Source organism: Motilimonas eburnea (assembly GCF_021295345.1).
GTDB lineage: Bacteria > Pseudomonadota > Gammaproteobacteria > Enterobacterales > CBDFNC01 > Motilimonas > Motilimonas eburnea.
The window spans coordinates 25,280-42,843 of the sequence record NZ_JAIMJB010000018.1 but is presented as its reverse complement, the minus strand read 5'-3'; the positions used below and the strand labels follow the sequence as shown (position 1 = coordinate 42,843).

The following is a 17,564-nucleotide window of genomic DNA, read 5'->3' as shown; positions in this document are numbered from 1 at the left end:
TTATTGCTCTGAAACGTTTCCGTGTTCCACGTGGAACACTTTAATTTGTTGCCCAAAGAGTTCTTCTACCTGCTCTTTTTCAATCGCAGTGATAAACACTTGAGCGCCGGATTCGGCAATGTGTTTTGCCAGGGGTATGCGCTTTTCTCGGTCCAACTCTGACGCAAAGTCATCAATCAAGAAAATACACTTAGTTGAACCTACCCCATTTTGGAATTTGCCTTGGGCTAGCCTAAGAGCACAAACCAATAATTTTAACTGACCTCGGGACAACACATCTGCAACAGGAACACCGTCTACCTTAATGCGTAGGTCGGCTTTTTGCGGACCAATACTGGTGTACCCTAAGGCACGGTCGCGCTCAAAATTCTGCTCCAAGTAGCCCTGCAGCTCCTTAGTTTTATCCCACCCTTGAAAGAAATCTAAGGTGAAATCAAATTCCGGCAAGAAGTCATTTGCCGTACTCAATATCTCAACTTCTAATTCCTTGAGATATTCGCGTCGTTGCTGGGTAATCACTAAACTGCGCTCACACAGTTCGTTATCCCAAAATCCAATATCCCGATAAGAGCCAGCCATTTTAAGGGCGGCATTACGTTGCTTAAGCAAACGCTTTACTCTTAACCACTGCGGGAAGAATGAGGGCTGTAAATGAAACACTCCCCAATCAATAAAACTACGCCGCCCCTTTGGACCACCCGTTAACAAGCTGTAGCCTTCTGGATGGATTAACTGCAAGGGCAGCAGCTCAGCCAACTGAGATAACTTCTCGGCTCGCTGGCCATTAATCTTTAACTCGGTTTCACCACTACGAGATTTGCGCAGGCCTAAAGGCACACTTTGTTGTTGCTGTTGAAACCGCGCAAATAAGGTAAATGCTTCTTGTTCATGCTGCACAACACGTTTTGTTAGATGTGAGCGAAACGATCGCCCAAGCCCTAAAAAGTGAATGGCTTCCAAGATGCTGGTTTTACCACTGCCGTTGTTGCCTAGCAGTAAATTGACCCCTAAATCAGGCTCTAAGCTGGCCGCCTTGATATTACGAAAATGGCTTACATTAACCTGAGTAATAGGCATGTTATAAGCGCATTGGCATCACAACATACATGGCATCAGCGCCCTGCTCTGCGGCTTCGTCAGCTTCAATCAAGGCGCTGCTATTAGCATCTCGCATCGTGAACTTAATTCGCTCACATTTTAACGTATTTAGCACATCCAGCACATAACTAACGTTAAAGCCTATCTCTAAATCGTGAGGCGGAAAGCTCACATCAAGGATTTCTTCGGCCTCTTCACGCTCGGGGTTATTCGCCGTGATCTTCAATAAGTTCTCAGACAAGGTGAGACGCACCCCGCGGAACTTTTCGTTAGATAATATCGCAGCACGGGCAAAGGCTTGCTTTAACTCTTCACGGCCCGATGACAGCACCTTGTCACCGTTATCAGGGATCACCCGACGGTAATCAGGGAAGCGTCCATCAACAAGCTTACACGTAAAGGTAAAGCCTGCGGTAATGGCGCGAATGTTGTTACTGCCAATTTGTATTTGCAAAGCTTGGTCATCGTTATCGAGCAAACGAATGAGTTCAAGCACGCCTTTACGTGGCACAATAATAGATTGATTCTGTAATGCTTGTTCCAGTTTAACTGAACACATAGCGAGACGGTGGCCGTCGGTGGCGACGCTTTTCAGCTCGTGGCCATCGGTTTCGAAATACATGCCGTTGAGATAATAACGCACATCTTGGCTCGCCATGGAAAATTGCGTGCTTTCAATTAAGCGGCGCATTTGGCTTTGCGGCAAGCTGAACTCAACGATGCTTTGCCAGGATTCAATGTTGGGAAAATCATTGGCCGGTAACGAAGACAAGGTGTAACGGCTGCGACCAGAGCGCAAGATAACCTTTTCATTCTCAAGGGTCAGGCGAATTTCGGATTGATCCGGTAAACCACGACAGATATCCAGTAACTTACGCGCTGGCACTGTGGTACGACCGGGTTGAACCTCACCTTCTAATGGCATCTGGCCAATTAACTCAACCTCTAAATCTGTTCCCGTTAAACAAAGTAAGTTATCACTCACTTCGATTAATACATTACCCAAAATAGGTAAAGTGGGCCGGCTACCTAAGGCGCCTGTCACTAATTGCAATGGTCTGAGTAACGCTTCGCGATTAATAGAAAAATGCATGGAGGCCTTTCCTTAAGATGACAAGGTTCGGATTAAGTTAGAATAATCTTCTTTAATATCATGGCTTTCTTCACGCAACTGTAAAATTTTACGGCACGCATGAAGTACAGTGGTATGGTCACGCCCACCAAAGGCGTCACCGATTTCAGGCAAGCTATGGTTAGTGAGCTCTTTTGCTAGGGCCATGGCTATTTGACGCGGGCGCGCCACACTGCGGCTACGGCGTTTAGATAACAAATCAGCCATTTTTATCTTGTAATATTCGGCAACGGTTTTTTGGATGTTGTCGATAGTGACCAGCTTTTCTTGTAAAGCCAGTAAATCACGCAGGGCTTCACGCACAAAATCGATGGTCGCTGTACGGCCCGTAAAATCGGCATTTGCACGCACGCGGTTTAGCGCCCCTTCTAATTCGCGCACATTAGAGCGTAAACGCTTAGCGATGAAGAAAGCACTTTCGTCAGGAAGGTCAAAGTTATGCTCTGCGGCCTTACGCTTAAGGATAGCCACACGAGTTTCTAACTCAGGTGGTTCAATGGCCACAGTTAACCCCCAACCAAAGCGCGACTTTAACCTGTCTTCAACGCCATCAATTTCTTTTGGATAACGGTCACTGGTGAGAATAATTTGTTGGTTACCCTCAAGTAAGGCATTGAAAGTATGGAAGAATTCTTCTTGAGAACGCTCTTTATTGGCAAAAAACTGAATGTCATCGATCAACAAGGCATCGACGCTGCGATAATAACGCTTAAATTCTTCAATGGCGTTACTTTGTAAGGCTTTCACCATGTCTTGCACGAAACGCTCCGAGTGCATGTAAATCACCTTGGCGTCTTTTTTGTGCTCACGAATACCATTGCCGACGGCGTGCAATAAGTGGGTTTTACCTAAACCACTACCGCCGTACAAAAATAAGGGATTATACGACCCCCCCGGGTTTTCTGCCACTTGGCGCGCAGCCGCGCGGCCCAACTGGTTTGACTTACCTTCAACAAAGTTATCAAAGGTATAGTTAAGATTAATATTGCTACGGTGAAAGATCTCTGGTTTGGCTTTAGCTTCAGATTGCTCCCATGGGGTTTGTTTCGCATTATTGGCGGGCGCTTGCTGTGCAGGTTTACTGGCTGCTTTGGTTTCAACCACAACGGGTTTACTGCCTACCTCAAACTTAAGGATCGGCATGTCATTATCGCAAAACTCGGCTAGCAAAGAGGTAAAATGATTGAGGTACTTATCTCTCACCCAATCCAACACGAAACGGTTAGGCGCATAAAAAGTCAATACATTATCTTTCAGCTCGGTTTGTAGTGGGCGGATCCACATGCTGAATTCTGTTGCCGGCAATTCATCCTTTAATCTTACGAGGCAATGTTGCCAAACTGAAGAAGACACAGATCACTCCAAAACAAAAAAACGGTCGCATATTTTAGCTTGCTAAGGCCGAATTCTCTAGGCTTTATATCACCATATTGGCAAATTTGCGCCTTGACAAAAACAGATCACAACAGATTATGATAGCAATCGGCAATGCCGCTCTCACTATGTGGATTAGGTGAGTTTACCCGCCCCTGACAAGGGTTTATGATAAATACAAAATAGGCTATAGGATTCAGTAAGATGGAGCCAACCCCGAGTAAACCTAAAGGTTCGATCAAACAAGATCCTTTTGTACAAAACCTGCTAGAGCGCATCCCCGAAGATCTTCACGATAGTTTTAGCGATGAGCAGCTGATCCATTTAAAAGTGGCATTAGGCGCACGCAGCTGGGGTAACCATGCCATCGATCTGCGCGGCACCGTAAAATTACTGCGTTGGCGTTATTATTATGTGTTTCTGGCTGGGCGCAACCGCCGAGAGCTTAGCCGTCGCGAACGCAATATATCTCGCTTGATCCAAGCCATGATCCTGAGTGTATTTTTATGCTTCTCCACCGCCCTGGGTCTGCTGATCCTTTACTTGCTCAAGTCCGCTGCCGGCATCGACCTTATTCCTGGCTTTTCATTTGGGGTATGGGGCTGGTTTCAAGAAACCTGGCTTAATTAGATCGCTTGCGATCATCTGTTTACACTGACGATCCTTAGGATCCTTGCTTAATTGCCAAATCACTATATAATCTCGCGCACTTTCTTTGCACTATAATATGAGCTCTATATATAAGGTGTATTTGAAAGGCGAGTTTTATTTTGAATAAAATTCACCCAATATGATGGCATTTAAATTGACTTGACCTAGTTCAAGGTATAGAATTCGCCCTCTTTTTTGAGGCCAACCGACATAATGTCTTTCACAGCATTATGAACGAAAGCCAACTGTACAGTTAACTGATAACGGAAAGAACCATGAAACGTACTTTTCAACCTAGCAATCTTAAGCGTAAGCGTTCACACGGCTTCCGCGCTCGCAAAGCGACCAAAGGCGGTCGTCAAGTGTTAGCGCGTCGTCGTGCTAAAGGTCGCGCACGCCTGAGCGCATAATTAATCAGACGTGATTAATTTATCGTTCAATCGGGAGTTACGCTTGTTAACTCCCGAGCAATTCAAAAATGTCTTCTCAGACGCCATTCCAGCTTCATCTCCACAAATAACCATACTCGCTAAAGCCAATGGTCTGAACCATCCAAGGCTAGGTCTTGCTATACCAAAAAAGCACATCAAACTTGCGGTAGGCAGAAACCGAGTAAAACGTATCGTGAGAGAAAGCTTTCGTACCCGCCAGCATCAGTTACCCGCTGTCGATTTGGTTGTCATCGCTAAAGGCGGCTCTGGCGACCTCAGTAATGAAGAGCTAACGAAGCTATTAGGTAAGCTATGGCAAAGAATCGTTCGCCGCTGCAACGGTTAGCCGCTTGGCCCGTCATAGTCTTAATAAAGACCTACCAGATACTTATTAGTCCACTGCTTGGACCACGCTGTCGATTCCATCCAACTTGCTCTCATTACGCAATTGAGGCAATTAAAACGCACGGATTGGTAAAAGGTTGTTGGTTAGCGGGCAAACGTCTTATAAAATGTCACCCTTTAAACCCTGGTGGGTACGACCCCGTTCCTAAACCCAACAAAAGAGATTAACTAAATTATGGAATCTCAACGTAATTTTTTACTTATTGGTTTACTGTTTGTGAGTTACTTACTTTTTGTCGCTTGGACAGAATTTAAAAACCCACAACCGGAGCAACCAACCGTTGCCGCAACACAATCAGCGAGTGTGCCGACTAGCACCAATTTAAGTGCCGATGTGCCTGCAGCCTCTGCTGACTCTAACCAAGACGTTCCTGTTGAATCAGGCACTTCAGCGCACAAACGCATTACACTTGAGAGTGATACCCTTAAGTTAATCATCGATACCGTGGGCGGTGACATCGTTGAAGCTGACTTACTGTTGTACCCAGAGGTTCAAGATGAGCCCGCCCCGTTTAAACTACTGAAAAGTGAGCAAGGTAACACCTATATTGCCCAAAGTGGTTTAACAGGCCAGGGTCCAGATGCGAGTCCAAAAGGCCGCCCGCACTACACCACTAAGCAAGACGCCTTTGTTCTTGCTGAAGGTGAAGATAAGGTCTCTGCGAAATTATTCTTTACTGCAGAAAACGGTGTCAAATACATCAAAACCTTCACTCTGCTAAAAGGCAGCTACGAAGTTGATATTGACTACCAAGTTGTTAACAGTTCAGACAACCCAATTAGCCTCACCCTTTACGGCCAATTAAAGCAAACCATTCAACCTTCTGGCGGCAGTTTAGTGATGCCTGTTTACCGTGGCGCGGCTTATTCTGCACCGGCAACAGATACGCGCTACCAGAAGTACTCGTTTGACGACATGCAAGATAAAAACTTAAACATCAACACGAACGGCGGTTACGTGGCGATGCTTGAGCACTACTTTGTGTCAGCTTTTGTACCTAGCGAAGAGCAACAAAATCGCATTTATAGCAACGTGATTGGTGGTGATGCAGCGATTGGCTATACCGCTCCTGCACAAACGGTGAATGCTGGCGAGCAAGCGACCCTAAGCACTAAGCTATGGGTTGGTCCTAAGCTACAAGACGAAATGGCTGCGGTAGGTAAACATTTAGACCTAACCGTTGACTACGGCTGGCTATGGTTTATTGCGCAACCGTTATTCCAACTACTATTGTTCTTCCAAGGCATCGTTGGTAACTGGGGTGTGGCGATTATCTTAGTGACCTTTGCGGTCAAAGGGGTGATGTATCCGCTAACCAAGGCACAGTACACCTCGATGGCGAAGATGCGTTTACTTCAGCCTAAGATCCAACAGCTACGCGACCGTTACGGTGAAGACAAGCAAAAAGTATCGCAAGGTATGATGGAGCTTTACAAAAAAGAGAAAGTAAACCCACTGGGTGGCTGTTTACCTATCTTATTGCAAATGCCTATCTTCATTGCGCTTTACTGGTCATTAATGGAGTCGGTAGAACTGCGTCATGCGCCTTTCTTCGGTTGGATCACCGACCTATCGGTACAAGACCCTTACTACGTACTGCCTATTCTGATGGGTATTAGTATGTTCTTTATCCAAAAGATGTCGCCGACCACTATCCAAGATCCAATGCAAGCGAAGATCATGCAATACATGCCAGTGGTATTCACGGCATTCTTCTTGTTCTTCCCTTCAGGTCTCGTACTGTACTGGCTAATGAGTAACCTAGTTACCTTGCTACAACAGTGGATGATTTTCCGCGAGCTAGACAAAAAAGGGTTAGGTAAGAACGCTACGGCTTAGCTACGGCTTAGCCACAGCTTAATACCAATGCTTAAAAGCTATGGGTGATTAACCTATACCGAAACAAGGAGCCGATTGGCTCCTTTTTTGTTACTAACCAAGTATAATAACCAAACTAAAAGCATAACCTATTGCAGTAGGCATATTCAGATGAACTCAATCGACACAATTGTAGCCCAAGCCACTCCACCTGGACGCGGCGGCGTCGGCATTATTCGCGTCTCTGGCCCCGCCTGTGAGCAGGTTGCTGAGATCGTATTGGGCAAGCAACCGCGCGTTCGCTATGCCGAATACTTGCCGTTTTTAGATGAGCACAATCAAGCGCTAGACGAAGGCATAGCGCTGCTGTTTAAAGGGCCACATTCATTTACCGGTGAGGACGTGTTAGAGCTGCAAGGCCACGGCGGCCCCATCGTAATGGACATGCTGATTAAACGTATTCTGCTTATCGATGGCGTGCGCAGCGCTCGCCCCGGTGAGTTTTCTGAACGCGCCTTTATGAACGACAAACTGGATTTAGCCCAAGCCGAAGCCATTGCCGATCTTATTGAAGCCACCTCGGAACAAGCCGCCAAAAGCGCATTGCATTCATTGCAAGGTGAGTTTTCCAATAAAATTCATGAGCTAGTAGAAGCCCTGATCCACCTGCGTATTTACGTTGAAGCCGCCATCGACTTTCCCGATGAAGAAGGGGTCGACTTTTTATCCGATGGCCATATCCAAGCCCAGCTGTACGCCATTATCGATAAGCTCGCCAAGGTACAAAATCAGGCCAAACAAGGCGCCATTATGCGTGAAGGCATGAAGGTAGTGATAGCCGGCCGCCCTAATGCTGGTAAATCGAGCTTACTAAATGCCCTAGCCGGTAAAGAAGCCGCCATCGTCACCGAAATTGCCGGTACCACCCGAGATGTATTACGCGAACATATTCATATCGACGGCATGCCACTGCACATCATCGACACCGCTGGTTTGCGTGAGAGCCCAGACGTGGTTGAACAAATCGGTATCGAGCGCGCTTGGCAAGAAATCAATAATGCTGATCGGGTATTATTTATGCTGGATGGCACCACCACGGATGAGCTTGACCCCGCTAAAATTTGGCCCGACTTTGTGGAGCGTCTACCGCAAAACATCGGCATGACAGTGGTGCGCAACAAAGCCGATTTAACCGGTGAATCTCTCTCTATCAGCGAAGATCACGGCCACCCCGTGTATCGCATCAGTGCCAAAACTGGCCTAGGTCTCGATGCCCTGCGTGAGCATTTAAAGGAAATCATGGGCTACCAAGGCAGCACCGAAGGCGGCTTTATGGCCCGTCGTCGTCACCTAGAAGCCTTGAACATCGCCAGCCACCATGTCGATAACGGCAAGGAGCAGTTAGAAGTGTATATGGCGGGCGAATTGCTGGCCGAAGAGCTACGTTTAGCTCAAGAAGCACTCAGTGAAATCACCGGTGAATTTACCAGTGACGACCTGTTAACGCGGATATTCTCTAGTTTTTGTATAGGTAAATAAAAGAAGCAACTCTCCATAACCAAATTCAGCCCCGATTAACCTTGCAGGATTAGAAATTAATTGGGGCTAACAACCTAGCCTACGCTAGTATATCCCTGCATTGGAGAATTAGGTTTATGAGGAAAAGCCATTTTAAGTTCTCCTTTAGATACCATAGATTTCAGATAGTTTTGGCGTAAGCTTTGTGCTTTACGATCTAACAGCGCCTCAAGCACAGCAACGGAAATATAATGCCCTTTGCAAAGCTCGAGAATCAATTGCTTCATGGTATTGGTATCCAAGCGCCGTTGCTCTCTAGCTTGAGCACCTAATTGGACAAGCTCCAAACGGAAAGCTTCAGCCAATTCATCAAGCTCATAAACAAAGGGCTTATCTATTTGATCGCTTATTAGGCGACCCTGTGAATCCCTACTATCACTTTTGTTGTCTTTATCAACCAAGCTTCTATGCGTTAAGTTACTATCTTTATGCGTTAAGTTGTCGACGTTATACGTTAAGCTGTCGACGTTATGCGTTAAGTTGTCGAGAGAGGTTAACGCATTTGAGAAAACATCTTCGGGAGAAGGGGGGTCCATACCAGGTAAACTATAAGACTTATCTTTCTTTACACCACTTGCAACCAAAAAGCCTTTATCAACTAGCCTAGGCAAGGTCAATGTTACATCACGGGAGTGCTTGCTTGTTAACTGGCATGCCCGCTCATGGTTAACCCATCCCTCAATAGCCGCCGTTGCAACAATCATCTGCTCAAGTTCATCAAGCGTGTAAAAACGATCACCGAATAAAGAACCTAGTAGATCTGTAACTTCGTTAGGAATTAGACTTGCTGTTGATAGCTCTAAAAGTGTCTGTTCAGAGGGCGATTGCTTCTCATACAGTTTTGGAGTTCGCCATTTAGCAGCCTCCCAACCACTGTAAATCTTCGGTATACCTGAGCCAGCTCGCTCACCAGCACCGATCATCAAGAACATCTGGTGCATGCGTCGGTTACGGCAATCGCTTTCTCCACCTTTGACTGCAATTTCCGGTGGTATACGCATCAATCCTGGATTTCGAAAACCAAACAGATCAGGGCGTTTAACGATCAGTATTGAGCTTCGTCCAGTATAATCAGCATGAACAAGAGTATTAACCAAGGCTTCACGAATTGCCTCATGAGCCTTAGATTCATCCAGCCGTACTCCTTCTTGCAGCTCGAAAGGAACTTTTAAATCGGTGATTAATTTTCTGTATGTACGCCGATAAAAGTCGAATACATTTCCAGACCAAGAACCATCGGGATAGACACGATCAATCCAGCGCTGAGTATTGGCCTCATCTCTCTCTCGATAGTCAACAAAATAGTGTGGAGCGGCATCTTGAATCGCTTCCCATGTGCCAAACATAAGTACGCCTGCTAACGTAACGCCTTCCACTCCCGCTTGACGATCTTTTCGCCACCCACCAATTTTCTTAAACATATCAAATAGATCAAGCTCTAGCCAAGGGTGCTGAGGCTTAGCTGCAGCAAACAAATTTTTGTATACACTAAGGCTATCAGGATCAATATCACTAAAATCAAATCCTTTAAGGATCTTGTCATCTCTACTACTTTCAACCTGTTCAGCCATCATGCGTTTTACTTGTTCTTCGCTACAACGGTGATCTCCTTCATGAAGGCGAATAAAAGTCTCTTTCATAGGCTGGTTTTTCAGATAGACGGGCTTTTGTTCTCGACGAGCGGCAGGAATTTCGATAACCAACAATTGTTTACCTTCTACAGATACCACTTGCACGCAATCATTAGTCAATAAGTTAATGTTAACCTTGTCACGATTACCTGCAGTGTCAAAAAGTTGCTTACGGACGGTTTCAATGTCTTCAATTCCTGCAAGTGTCAATTTGCCTTTTTTTTCACGAACACCAAGTACAACATAGCCACCACGGCTATTAGCCATTGCGCTATAAGTTGGCCAAAAATCATCAGGGAGCTTTCCCTTGCCATTTTTCCCCTGGGCAAGCTTAAACTCTAATTCAGCTGACTCAGAAAGAGCCTGTAAATCCACTTGGTCTTCAATATGAAACATGTTCGCAACCACTTATTCCAATCTAACTTGTAAAATAAAAGTTATCCAATGCGTCAGAATTAGGCTTACACATGCGAAAGCCCTACTCTGCCAACACGCCGAATGCACCGATTTACCAAAAGAGGAATGCCTTTCCCGCAATCCACTACTAATTAATTAGGTTAAAATACTCTAAAACCTCAAAGCTTCCTGCGCAGCTTTTTCTGCTTGATAGTTGCCTGCATCCAATAAGGTTTCGTACAAAGTTATTGCTCCTTCTTTTATCGCTCCAGCTCCTCTCTGTAAAGTAACTGCTAGTTGCACCAACTCTTCGCTATGTTCAAAATATTGGCGCTCTGGATTTGCTTTCTGTTGCGATTTTACTAAGTTCTTAGCAATATCAAGTATTGAGAGTTGAAGTTTAGGAGAAAAATTAATTTTGACCAGATTGCTAATCAGACAGTGCCTGTTTAACTCAGATACAACTTCAGGATGACCAGCAAGCCAATCAACCACATCATAAGTCAGTTCATCATTTGGCATCTGCTTGCTATATGGAAACAAACTGTTTAATGCAGTGACTAGCTCCTTTATGTCACCCTGAAGGCACGCCATAAGCATTTTGTGGGAATCGCCGCGAACTTTTCCCGCCTCATGCCAACCAGTGCATGCCGCATGGATAATGCCACGCATGAAATGAGGTTCTTTTAGACCGAAATGCTGACTCCAAATCTGATGTAGTTCATTATTCTCGTTACCAATGATCAGCTGCCCTGTAACAAACTCTCCAGCAACTTGAATCAAGACTGATGATTTCGAAGATAGCCAGTATCTAACAATTTTTAGCAGTGTTACAGGCTGTAATACATCAGCTAATTCCCAGATTGTCATAGCCGTTGTTGGTAACGAAAATACACGGGAATGTTCATCAACCAACCGATTAACCAACTCATTACACTTATCTTGACTCGCCCAACGTAAATGGCGAAATTGAAACAGCAATAGACACTTCCAAGTTTCTGTGTCTTGTGATGTATTTAAAAACTGCAATAAAACATCTACCCATGTATCGCAACTCGGGGGCTGGCGACAAAGCAACCCTTGATGTATGGCAGACATGATAGTGTAATTTCCAGCTGGGACGGCACGAAAGCCATTAGAATGACCAAAGAGCAGGGCCTGCCCCGGTCCCCCCCCCGTGAAATCTCCCTCAAGTTCACTTCCTGTATCTAAGTTTGAGTTTAAGTAACCCAAAAGTATTTGAATACACTGATCATCTAACCCATTTTCCCTTCCTGCTATAGCTTGGAATGCTCTGGCAACGCCGGTTATCCACTCTTTCGAATTAAACCCACGCTGATTGAGTTGGATGATAAGATTCACTACTTGTTTTGGAGCTACAACTTCAGACTTCGCTAAATTCTCAATAGCCTCAGAGGCCGCATATTCGTGCAAGCCCTGACGAAACTCATCCGTAATAAGCTCTATTGCCTGCTCAGGGTTGTTGGCAGCATACGAACCAAAAGCGCTAGACAACTCAATGACTCCACCAGAAAGCCAACGCCGTCCCTCACCATGACGCTTATGCTGATCAGTTATCTCATTGAGCAAATTTAAAATATCTTGTTTTCGGGCTTTCCCCATCTGTTCTGAGGACATTGGTGACCTAACGACAGAAGCCATGCCAACTCCTCTGGAACGCTCACCAATAGCAGGCTCGTGTCTTTTGTCTCTTTCTGATATCTGTCTATTTCTTCTTGGGGACAAAGCTTTTGATGGCAACCTCGAAAGTAATGCCAGTCGGTAACCCTCGCTGTAATGCATACACCTTAGCTTCATATCAGCAGGATAATCAGCGCTTGGCTGATGCGAACGGAACTGCTCAATAGCATCTCTAATGACAGAAACTTGCTTATCATTCCAAAGTGAGACCGCTTCTTCTATCAGTTCCAGGGTAACACTGCCATTAAATGTATAACCGACATTATCTTCATCTTTGAAGTAACCAGAACCTAACTGTAAGCGACAACGGTCACCAAGCAGATAGTCATATATGTCCTGCGCATAGTGTTTTCCATTAGACAATAGAGCTGATGCAACAATGACCTGTACATCATCAATATCAACAGCCATGTATGGTCTGATTAATTGAAGCAACTCGTTTGGCGTATTTTGGGCAGAAGTTGAAATTGCAAGGCGGAGGCCACCTAACAAAGAACTACTATCGGACTGTTCATCCCTCTCAATAACAGACCTGATTCTACTACGGTAAGTGTAACCAAGTTTTGCGCTGCTATTTTCTTCTATTAACTGTATTACCCATGGCAATATCGCTTTGATACATTCCAAGGGATGATTTATAGCAAGTTTCTCGAAGCCGTAGATATGTTGTTCTAATGCTGTTTTGTCATCGATCGAGTTCAACCAAGCAACAAGAATGGTTAATGCTTGCTTGGTGTATCCTTTCTCACATAAATTTGATAGATACCCTTCTATATAGAGCGAATCAGCATTATTCCTAGCCATTAATTGCCTAAAAAGTCGAAAAGCGGCCTCTGAATATGCCGAAGCTCGCCATAGTACACGAAGAGTCATATCGTCATAAGCAGGCTCAAACCAAAGCCTGTTAAGTAGTGATATGACATGCCCTTCATCGTGTTTAGACTCAGCGATCAACCATTCCACCACGTGACTACTATATTCAGCTTCTTCCATTATCTCTGGTATGCTAGCTATCAAATGATCTCGCCAATTGCTCCAGTTTGCCGCTACTTTAGATATTGCTCTTTTAGCTAAAACTACGTCACCATTAATCAATCGAAGAATTCGTTCAGCGTCGGATGCACTTGGGGTTGGAGAAATTGCCAGGATATCAACTAACAGGTGCAGGATATGACGTCGTGATCGACCACCGAAGAGTAATGAGTCAAGAGTCGACTGATACCCCATAGGATCTCTTTCCCTCAAAGATTCAAGTCCTCGCAAAATCGTGCTTCTAGAAAAAAGGCCATCTTGTTTTTGGTAGACGAAACTACACAAATCATCTGAATTGCTAAAACTCTGAGCCTGAAAATCATCAAGCCAGGCTTGGTGGCTAAAGCCTATATTCTTATCATACCGCAACAAAATACCAGCCGCCTCAAGCGCTGCAATAACGTGGCCGCTCTCAAACTGGTAAGCATCAACAGGACGCCTGAGCACTTCGTTACTCACCATATCCTGAGCCAGACGCTTTAAAAAAAGCATCTGTTCAGCTCGACTTGCTCTGTCTGTCAGTTTCTTATCCAGCCATCGCTGTAACAAGTTCTTTGACGTAACTTGGTCAGGCTGTTCACCAGCCTTAATAAGGCTTACATACAGATTTAAAGCGAAAGGAACTTGAATTGCTGGATACATAGATGGCGGGATCGATGATATTTTTATCCCAAAGTCAGTTAAAAGTGCTTCAACAGCTGCCTTTTCAGGCAATGGTAGTTCAATATACTTTGCTTCCAACTGAGTAAAACGAGTATCAAAACTAGCCTCAAAGGGGCGAGAAGTCACGATGATATGAACTGGCTTTTTGCCACTTAACTTAATGCTCTCAAACCGACTTTTTAGAGAAACAACCAGGTCTACAAGCACTCTAAAACGGTTTGAGCTTTGATCCATTACCTCACTAACTGCATCCATTTGATCAATTAGCAATACCACTGGTTTGGTTTGTGAAGCCCCAAGCAAAATATTGGTAAGATTTCCACTTAGTTTGAGACTTTCTGCCAGCTCAGTCAGATCGTTAACCTTGACATCTAACTCATCCGCTTTAATTGCCAGAACAGAAAAATCGTCGTCAAGTAAGCGTTCATAAAGAGCAGATAGTAGTGACGATTTCCCACTGCCTGATACGCCAGTCAGAATATGACAACTACTCTCATTTGAATGAACCAGCTGAAGCAAATCTTGTAGCTCAGGTCGTTCTATAAATCGGTTTTCAATAGTCTTTTGCCAACAGGCAAGCTGTCGGCTAGCTTGAGCCAAGTCGTTTGGTACAGCGGTATTATTACCAGAAAACGGAGCTCTGGACAATTGCAGTGAATGAACCGGAATCCTAAAGTGCCGCTCTCTCACATCTGTATGGATACTAAGAGCTCTATCCAGTTCATGAGGCCTTAACAACCTATAGTTCAATGCTTGAAATCGCTCGCGCAGAGGTGACATTGCACAGCTTAGATCAACCATCTTTAGAGAAGCATACTTAGCAATAACAGCTTTGGCTGCTGTTTCGATTTCTTCAAGGTTATCTCTAAGCCATGAACTTGGCGTGTTGAAAAACTCATCAACTTCACCCGTTGGGCCACAACTAAGAGCTAAGTAATAAGTGAAACACTCGGGTTTTGGTAACAATTTCCTATTCAGGTCTGCGTAAAGAAGAAACTTAACGATCTCTTTTATTGTTTCTTTTTGGGTAATCTTCTCGCTATAGCGTTTGCACTGGACTAAGCCAACCGGGATTTCGTGCGAGGTCATCCATACATCGCGCCCCTGATCTGCTCCTGTGAGCATCAGTCGCGTATAGTCATGCCCAAGATCTGTTTCAAAACCGCTGCGAAACAGATCCCAAAGTAAGCACTCGAACTGCGCTGGGTCTAAATTTTGATAAGGCAGAGATTGAGCGCCAACTTCGATAACACTAGTCTGTTGTTGCCTAGCTATTTCCTGCTCAATATCCGATGGCTCAATAAACTCCTGACTAACAATTATTGACATATCAACCACTCCCAGTGCATTGGTTCCCCCCACAACCTTGTACGAATATCTTTAATCACTAACTAGAGGCCAAAACATTTGTGTTTAAGAGCTTTCATTTAGTTATTATATTGGTTTTACGATGATTATTAATAGGATAATTACTAGTAGAAGTGATGTATAGCTCTTTCAAACGTAACAACTCTTGAGTCTTCAAGCACTACAATCTGGCCCAACCCAACTAAGATCTATTGATCCGCTCAAAAGAGAACAATGCTATCAACATCCCAGCCAAATGGATAAAGGAGGACATAGTAAATAAGTCCGATCACCTTTTTGGCGAGATAAACTTACCCTTAGCGGATCTCGCCCTAATTCACCTTACGCAATTGCAGCTTAGCGATGCGTTTACTTAGGGTGTAGACGTGCTTAAGGCCGTTAACCCATTCCATTTGCGCGCGAAAGATGTCTAATCTGGCGTCGGTGTTTTGCACTAAGCGCTCGGCTTGGCGGGCTAACACCTTTTCCAGCAACACGTTGATTTCACGTTTGGCGCTGAGCACATTTTCGGCCAGTTGATCGTCGTTGCGGCGAATGGCATTCACGCTGTCGAGTAAGGCTTCTCGCACCCGGCTTTGGGTAGTATCCAGCACAACGCGCATTTCCTTACTGGCCATCAGATTCGATTCCAAGGTGTGATGACTTAAGGGCAGTAATACGTTCACTATGGTATCGGCTATGTTTTCAAGATGATCGGTAATACTCACCAAGTTTATCTGTTGCTTACTCTGCAGCTCGGTCAGGGGGGATTGGCGTAACTGGCCTAAATAGCGCAAAATCTTGCCATGGAGAATATCCACTTCGTCTTCTATTTTGGCGATGTCACGTAGTGTTTCTCGCACTTGTTGCTTATCGACCTCGCTGGCCATGGATTGCGCTAAAGGCGGCATGGCATTGAGCATGTTCACCACGCGGCGGCCAACGCGAGAAACCTCAAGTTTCGTTTGCTCTAGCGCGATATCGGGCGTCGCTAAAAAGTCTTCTCGAACATATTTTAACGCCAAACTCCGTTGCGGTTTGGTGGTTTCTTTTGCTGGCACCAACTTTTTTACCGCGACGACAAAGAGATGGCTAAATGGCAGCATAATAACGGTGTTCATGACATTAAAAATGGTATTCGCATTGGCTATTTGTCTGGGGGTTTCTACCGCTAAACGCTCAACGCCTAGCAGTTCAGGGTAAGCTGGTGAGATGGAGGTGGCCAAATTAGCCAATAAGGCGATCAGGGGTAACCAGATAATCACACCCATGACATTAAACAAAAAATGCAAGCCAGCGGTTTGCTTGGATTCCGCTCCCTTGCCTATGGCGGCCAACAGAGCGGTGACACATGTCCCTACATTGGCCCCCATGGCCATGGCTATACCGGATTCAAGACTCACAAATCCCTGACTTGCTAAAACAATAACAATGCCCGTGGTGGCAGATGATGATTGCACCAAGGCAGTAAAGATGGCGGCAATCATGATGGCGAAGAGGGGATTGTTCATCTTTGCCATGAAGTCGACAAAAGGCGCAAAGGTGCGTAATGGCGACATCGCATCACTCATGGTGTTCATTCCCAAAAACAACAGCCCTAATCCAAATAGAATATTGCTGTAGTTTTTAGCCGATTCCGTCTTGGCCATCACTTGGCCTAAAAAACCGAGCGCGATGAATGCCAATGCCACCTTAGTGACTTTAAAGGCGATGATTTGAGCTGTGATGGTGGTGCCGATATTGGCCCCCATAATTATGCCAACCGCCTGATTTAATGACATTAAGCCCGCGCTAACAAACCCGACCACCAGCACAGTAGTGACCGACGAGGATTGGATCACCGCAGTTAACCCCGCCCCTGTGAACACCCCGCTAACTCGGTTAGTGGTCAGCTTGCCCAACACGTACTTCATTCTACTGCCAGCGGCACGACTTAAGGCTTGAGTCATTTTTTCCATGCCATACAAGAACATGGCCAAGCCACCAAACAGACCCATCAGCATCAAGGGGTAATCGAGTTCAAGCTCATGTGTGGTTGCAGCGGCAGCCGCAAATGAGTGGCAAGTAAGCAACACAATCAAGCAGATAGATTTCATCATAGGCCATACTCACAACTAAGGTAGATACGTTAAGTGTAGCCTGTTAACCTCATTTTCCTTTTGAAATCAACATGACTGAGTAAAACCAACGAGACAAACTGTGATCCCTCTCCTTTGATTAAGCCAAGATCGATTGGCATCAAAGAAAGACCGCGCCATCATCAGGCGACAGCATTTTATTGTCAAAAAACACAATAAAAGTGAACC

General features: G+C 45.1%; 12 protein-coding genes. 6 read left to right on the top strand and 6 right to left on the bottom strand.

What is annotated here, in order from left to right; genetic code table 11:
- From recF to dnaA, 3 genes are read right to left on the bottom strand one after another with little or no spacing between them, the layout of a single operon-like run.
- Nucleotides 1-1,077, bottom strand: coding sequence for a DNA replication/repair protein RecF (gene recF / locus K6Y21_RS16355; protein WP_233072963.1), 1,077 nt, complete (start codon nucleotides 1,075-1,077; stop codon nucleotides 1-3).
- Nucleotide 1,078: 1 nt separating this feature from the next.
- A complete protein-coding gene (dnaN, locus tag K6Y21_RS16350) occupies nucleotides 1,079-2,191 on the bottom strand; it encodes a DNA polymerase III subunit beta (protein WP_233072962.1) in 1,113 nt (370 codons plus the stop codon).
- Between the two features lie 12 nt (nucleotides 2,192-2,203).
- Nucleotides 2,204-3,583 carry a chromosomal replication initiator protein DnaA gene (gene dnaA, locus K6Y21_RS16345; protein ID WP_233072961.1) on the bottom strand — a complete coding sequence of 460 codons (1,380 nt, stop codon included), beginning with the start codon at nucleotides 3,581-3,583 and terminating at the stop codon, nucleotides 2,204-2,206.
- Nucleotides 3,584-3,808: 225 nt separating this feature from the next.
- On the opposite strand from dnaA, the gene K6Y21_RS16340 reads away from it, so the two are divergent.
- The 6 genes from K6Y21_RS16340 to mnmE all read left to right on the top strand — a co-directional run bounded on the left by K6Y21_RS16340 (nucleotide 3,809) and on the right by mnmE (nucleotide 8,449).
- Nucleotides 3,809-4,234 carry a 3-phosphoshikimate 1-carboxyvinyltransferase gene (locus tag K6Y21_RS16340; protein WP_233072960.1) on the top strand — a complete coding sequence of 142 codons (426 nt, stop codon included), beginning with the start codon at nucleotides 3,809-3,811 and terminating at the stop codon, nucleotides 4,232-4,234.
- A 296-nt stretch (nucleotides 4,235-4,530) separates the two neighbouring features.
- Nucleotides 4,531-4,665: a 50S ribosomal protein L34 gene (gene rpmH / locus K6Y21_RS16335; protein WP_233072959.1), complete on the top strand. Its 135-nt coding sequence runs from the start codon at nucleotides 4,531-4,533 to the stop codon at nucleotides 4,663-4,665.
- 43 nt (nucleotides 4,666-4,708) lie between these two features.
- Complete coding sequence (gene rnpA, locus K6Y21_RS16330) at nucleotides 4,709-5,032, top strand: ribonuclease P protein component (protein WP_238486436.1); 324 nt, start codon at nucleotides 4,709-4,711, stop codon at nucleotides 5,030-5,032.
- On the top strand, nucleotides 4,999-5,259 hold the full coding sequence (gene yidD, locus K6Y21_RS16325; RefSeq protein WP_233072957.1) for a membrane protein insertion efficiency factor YidD: 261 nt from the start codon (nucleotides 4,999-5,001) through the stop codon (nucleotides 5,257-5,259). Before rnpA ends, yidD begins: the two co-directional genes overlap by 34 nt.
- Nucleotides 5,260-5,266: 7 nt before the next feature.
- A complete protein-coding gene (gene yidC / locus K6Y21_RS16320) occupies nucleotides 5,267-6,931 on the top strand; it encodes a membrane protein insertase YidC (protein ID WP_233072956.1) in 1,665 nt (554 codons plus the stop codon).
- A 150-nt stretch (nucleotides 6,932-7,081) separates the two neighbouring features.
- Entirely contained in the window at nucleotides 7,082-8,449 is a 1,368-nt protein-coding gene (mnmE, locus tag K6Y21_RS16315; protein WP_233072955.1) for a tRNA uridine-5-carboxymethylaminomethyl(34) synthesis GTPase MnmE, read from the top strand.
- Between the two features lie 74 nt (nucleotides 8,450-8,523).
- Here mnmE and K6Y21_RS16310 read toward each other — a convergent pair whose 3' ends face one another.
- The 3 genes from K6Y21_RS16310 to K6Y21_RS16300 all read right to left on the bottom strand — a co-directional run bounded on the left by K6Y21_RS16310 (nucleotide 8,524) and on the right by K6Y21_RS16300 (nucleotide 17,357).
- Nucleotides 8,524-10,515: an RNA/DNA-binding domain-containing protein gene (locus K6Y21_RS16310; RefSeq protein ID WP_233072954.1), complete on the bottom strand. Its 1,992-nt coding sequence runs from the start codon at nucleotides 10,513-10,515 to the stop codon at nucleotides 8,524-8,526.
- 171 nt (nucleotides 10,516-10,686) lie between these two features.
- Nucleotides 10,687-15,240 (bottom strand): nSTAND1 domain-containing NTPase, encoded by a 4,554-nt coding sequence (locus K6Y21_RS16305; protein ID WP_233072953.1) that lies wholly within the window; start codon nucleotides 15,238-15,240, stop codon nucleotides 10,687-10,689.
- A 350-nt stretch (nucleotides 15,241-15,590) separates the two neighbouring features.
- Nucleotides 15,591-17,357 (bottom strand): Na/Pi cotransporter family protein, encoded by a 1,767-nt coding sequence (locus tag K6Y21_RS16300; RefSeq protein ID WP_233072952.1) that lies wholly within the window; start codon nucleotides 17,355-17,357, stop codon nucleotides 15,591-15,593.
- Nucleotides 17,358-17,564 lie beyond the last annotated feature (207 nt).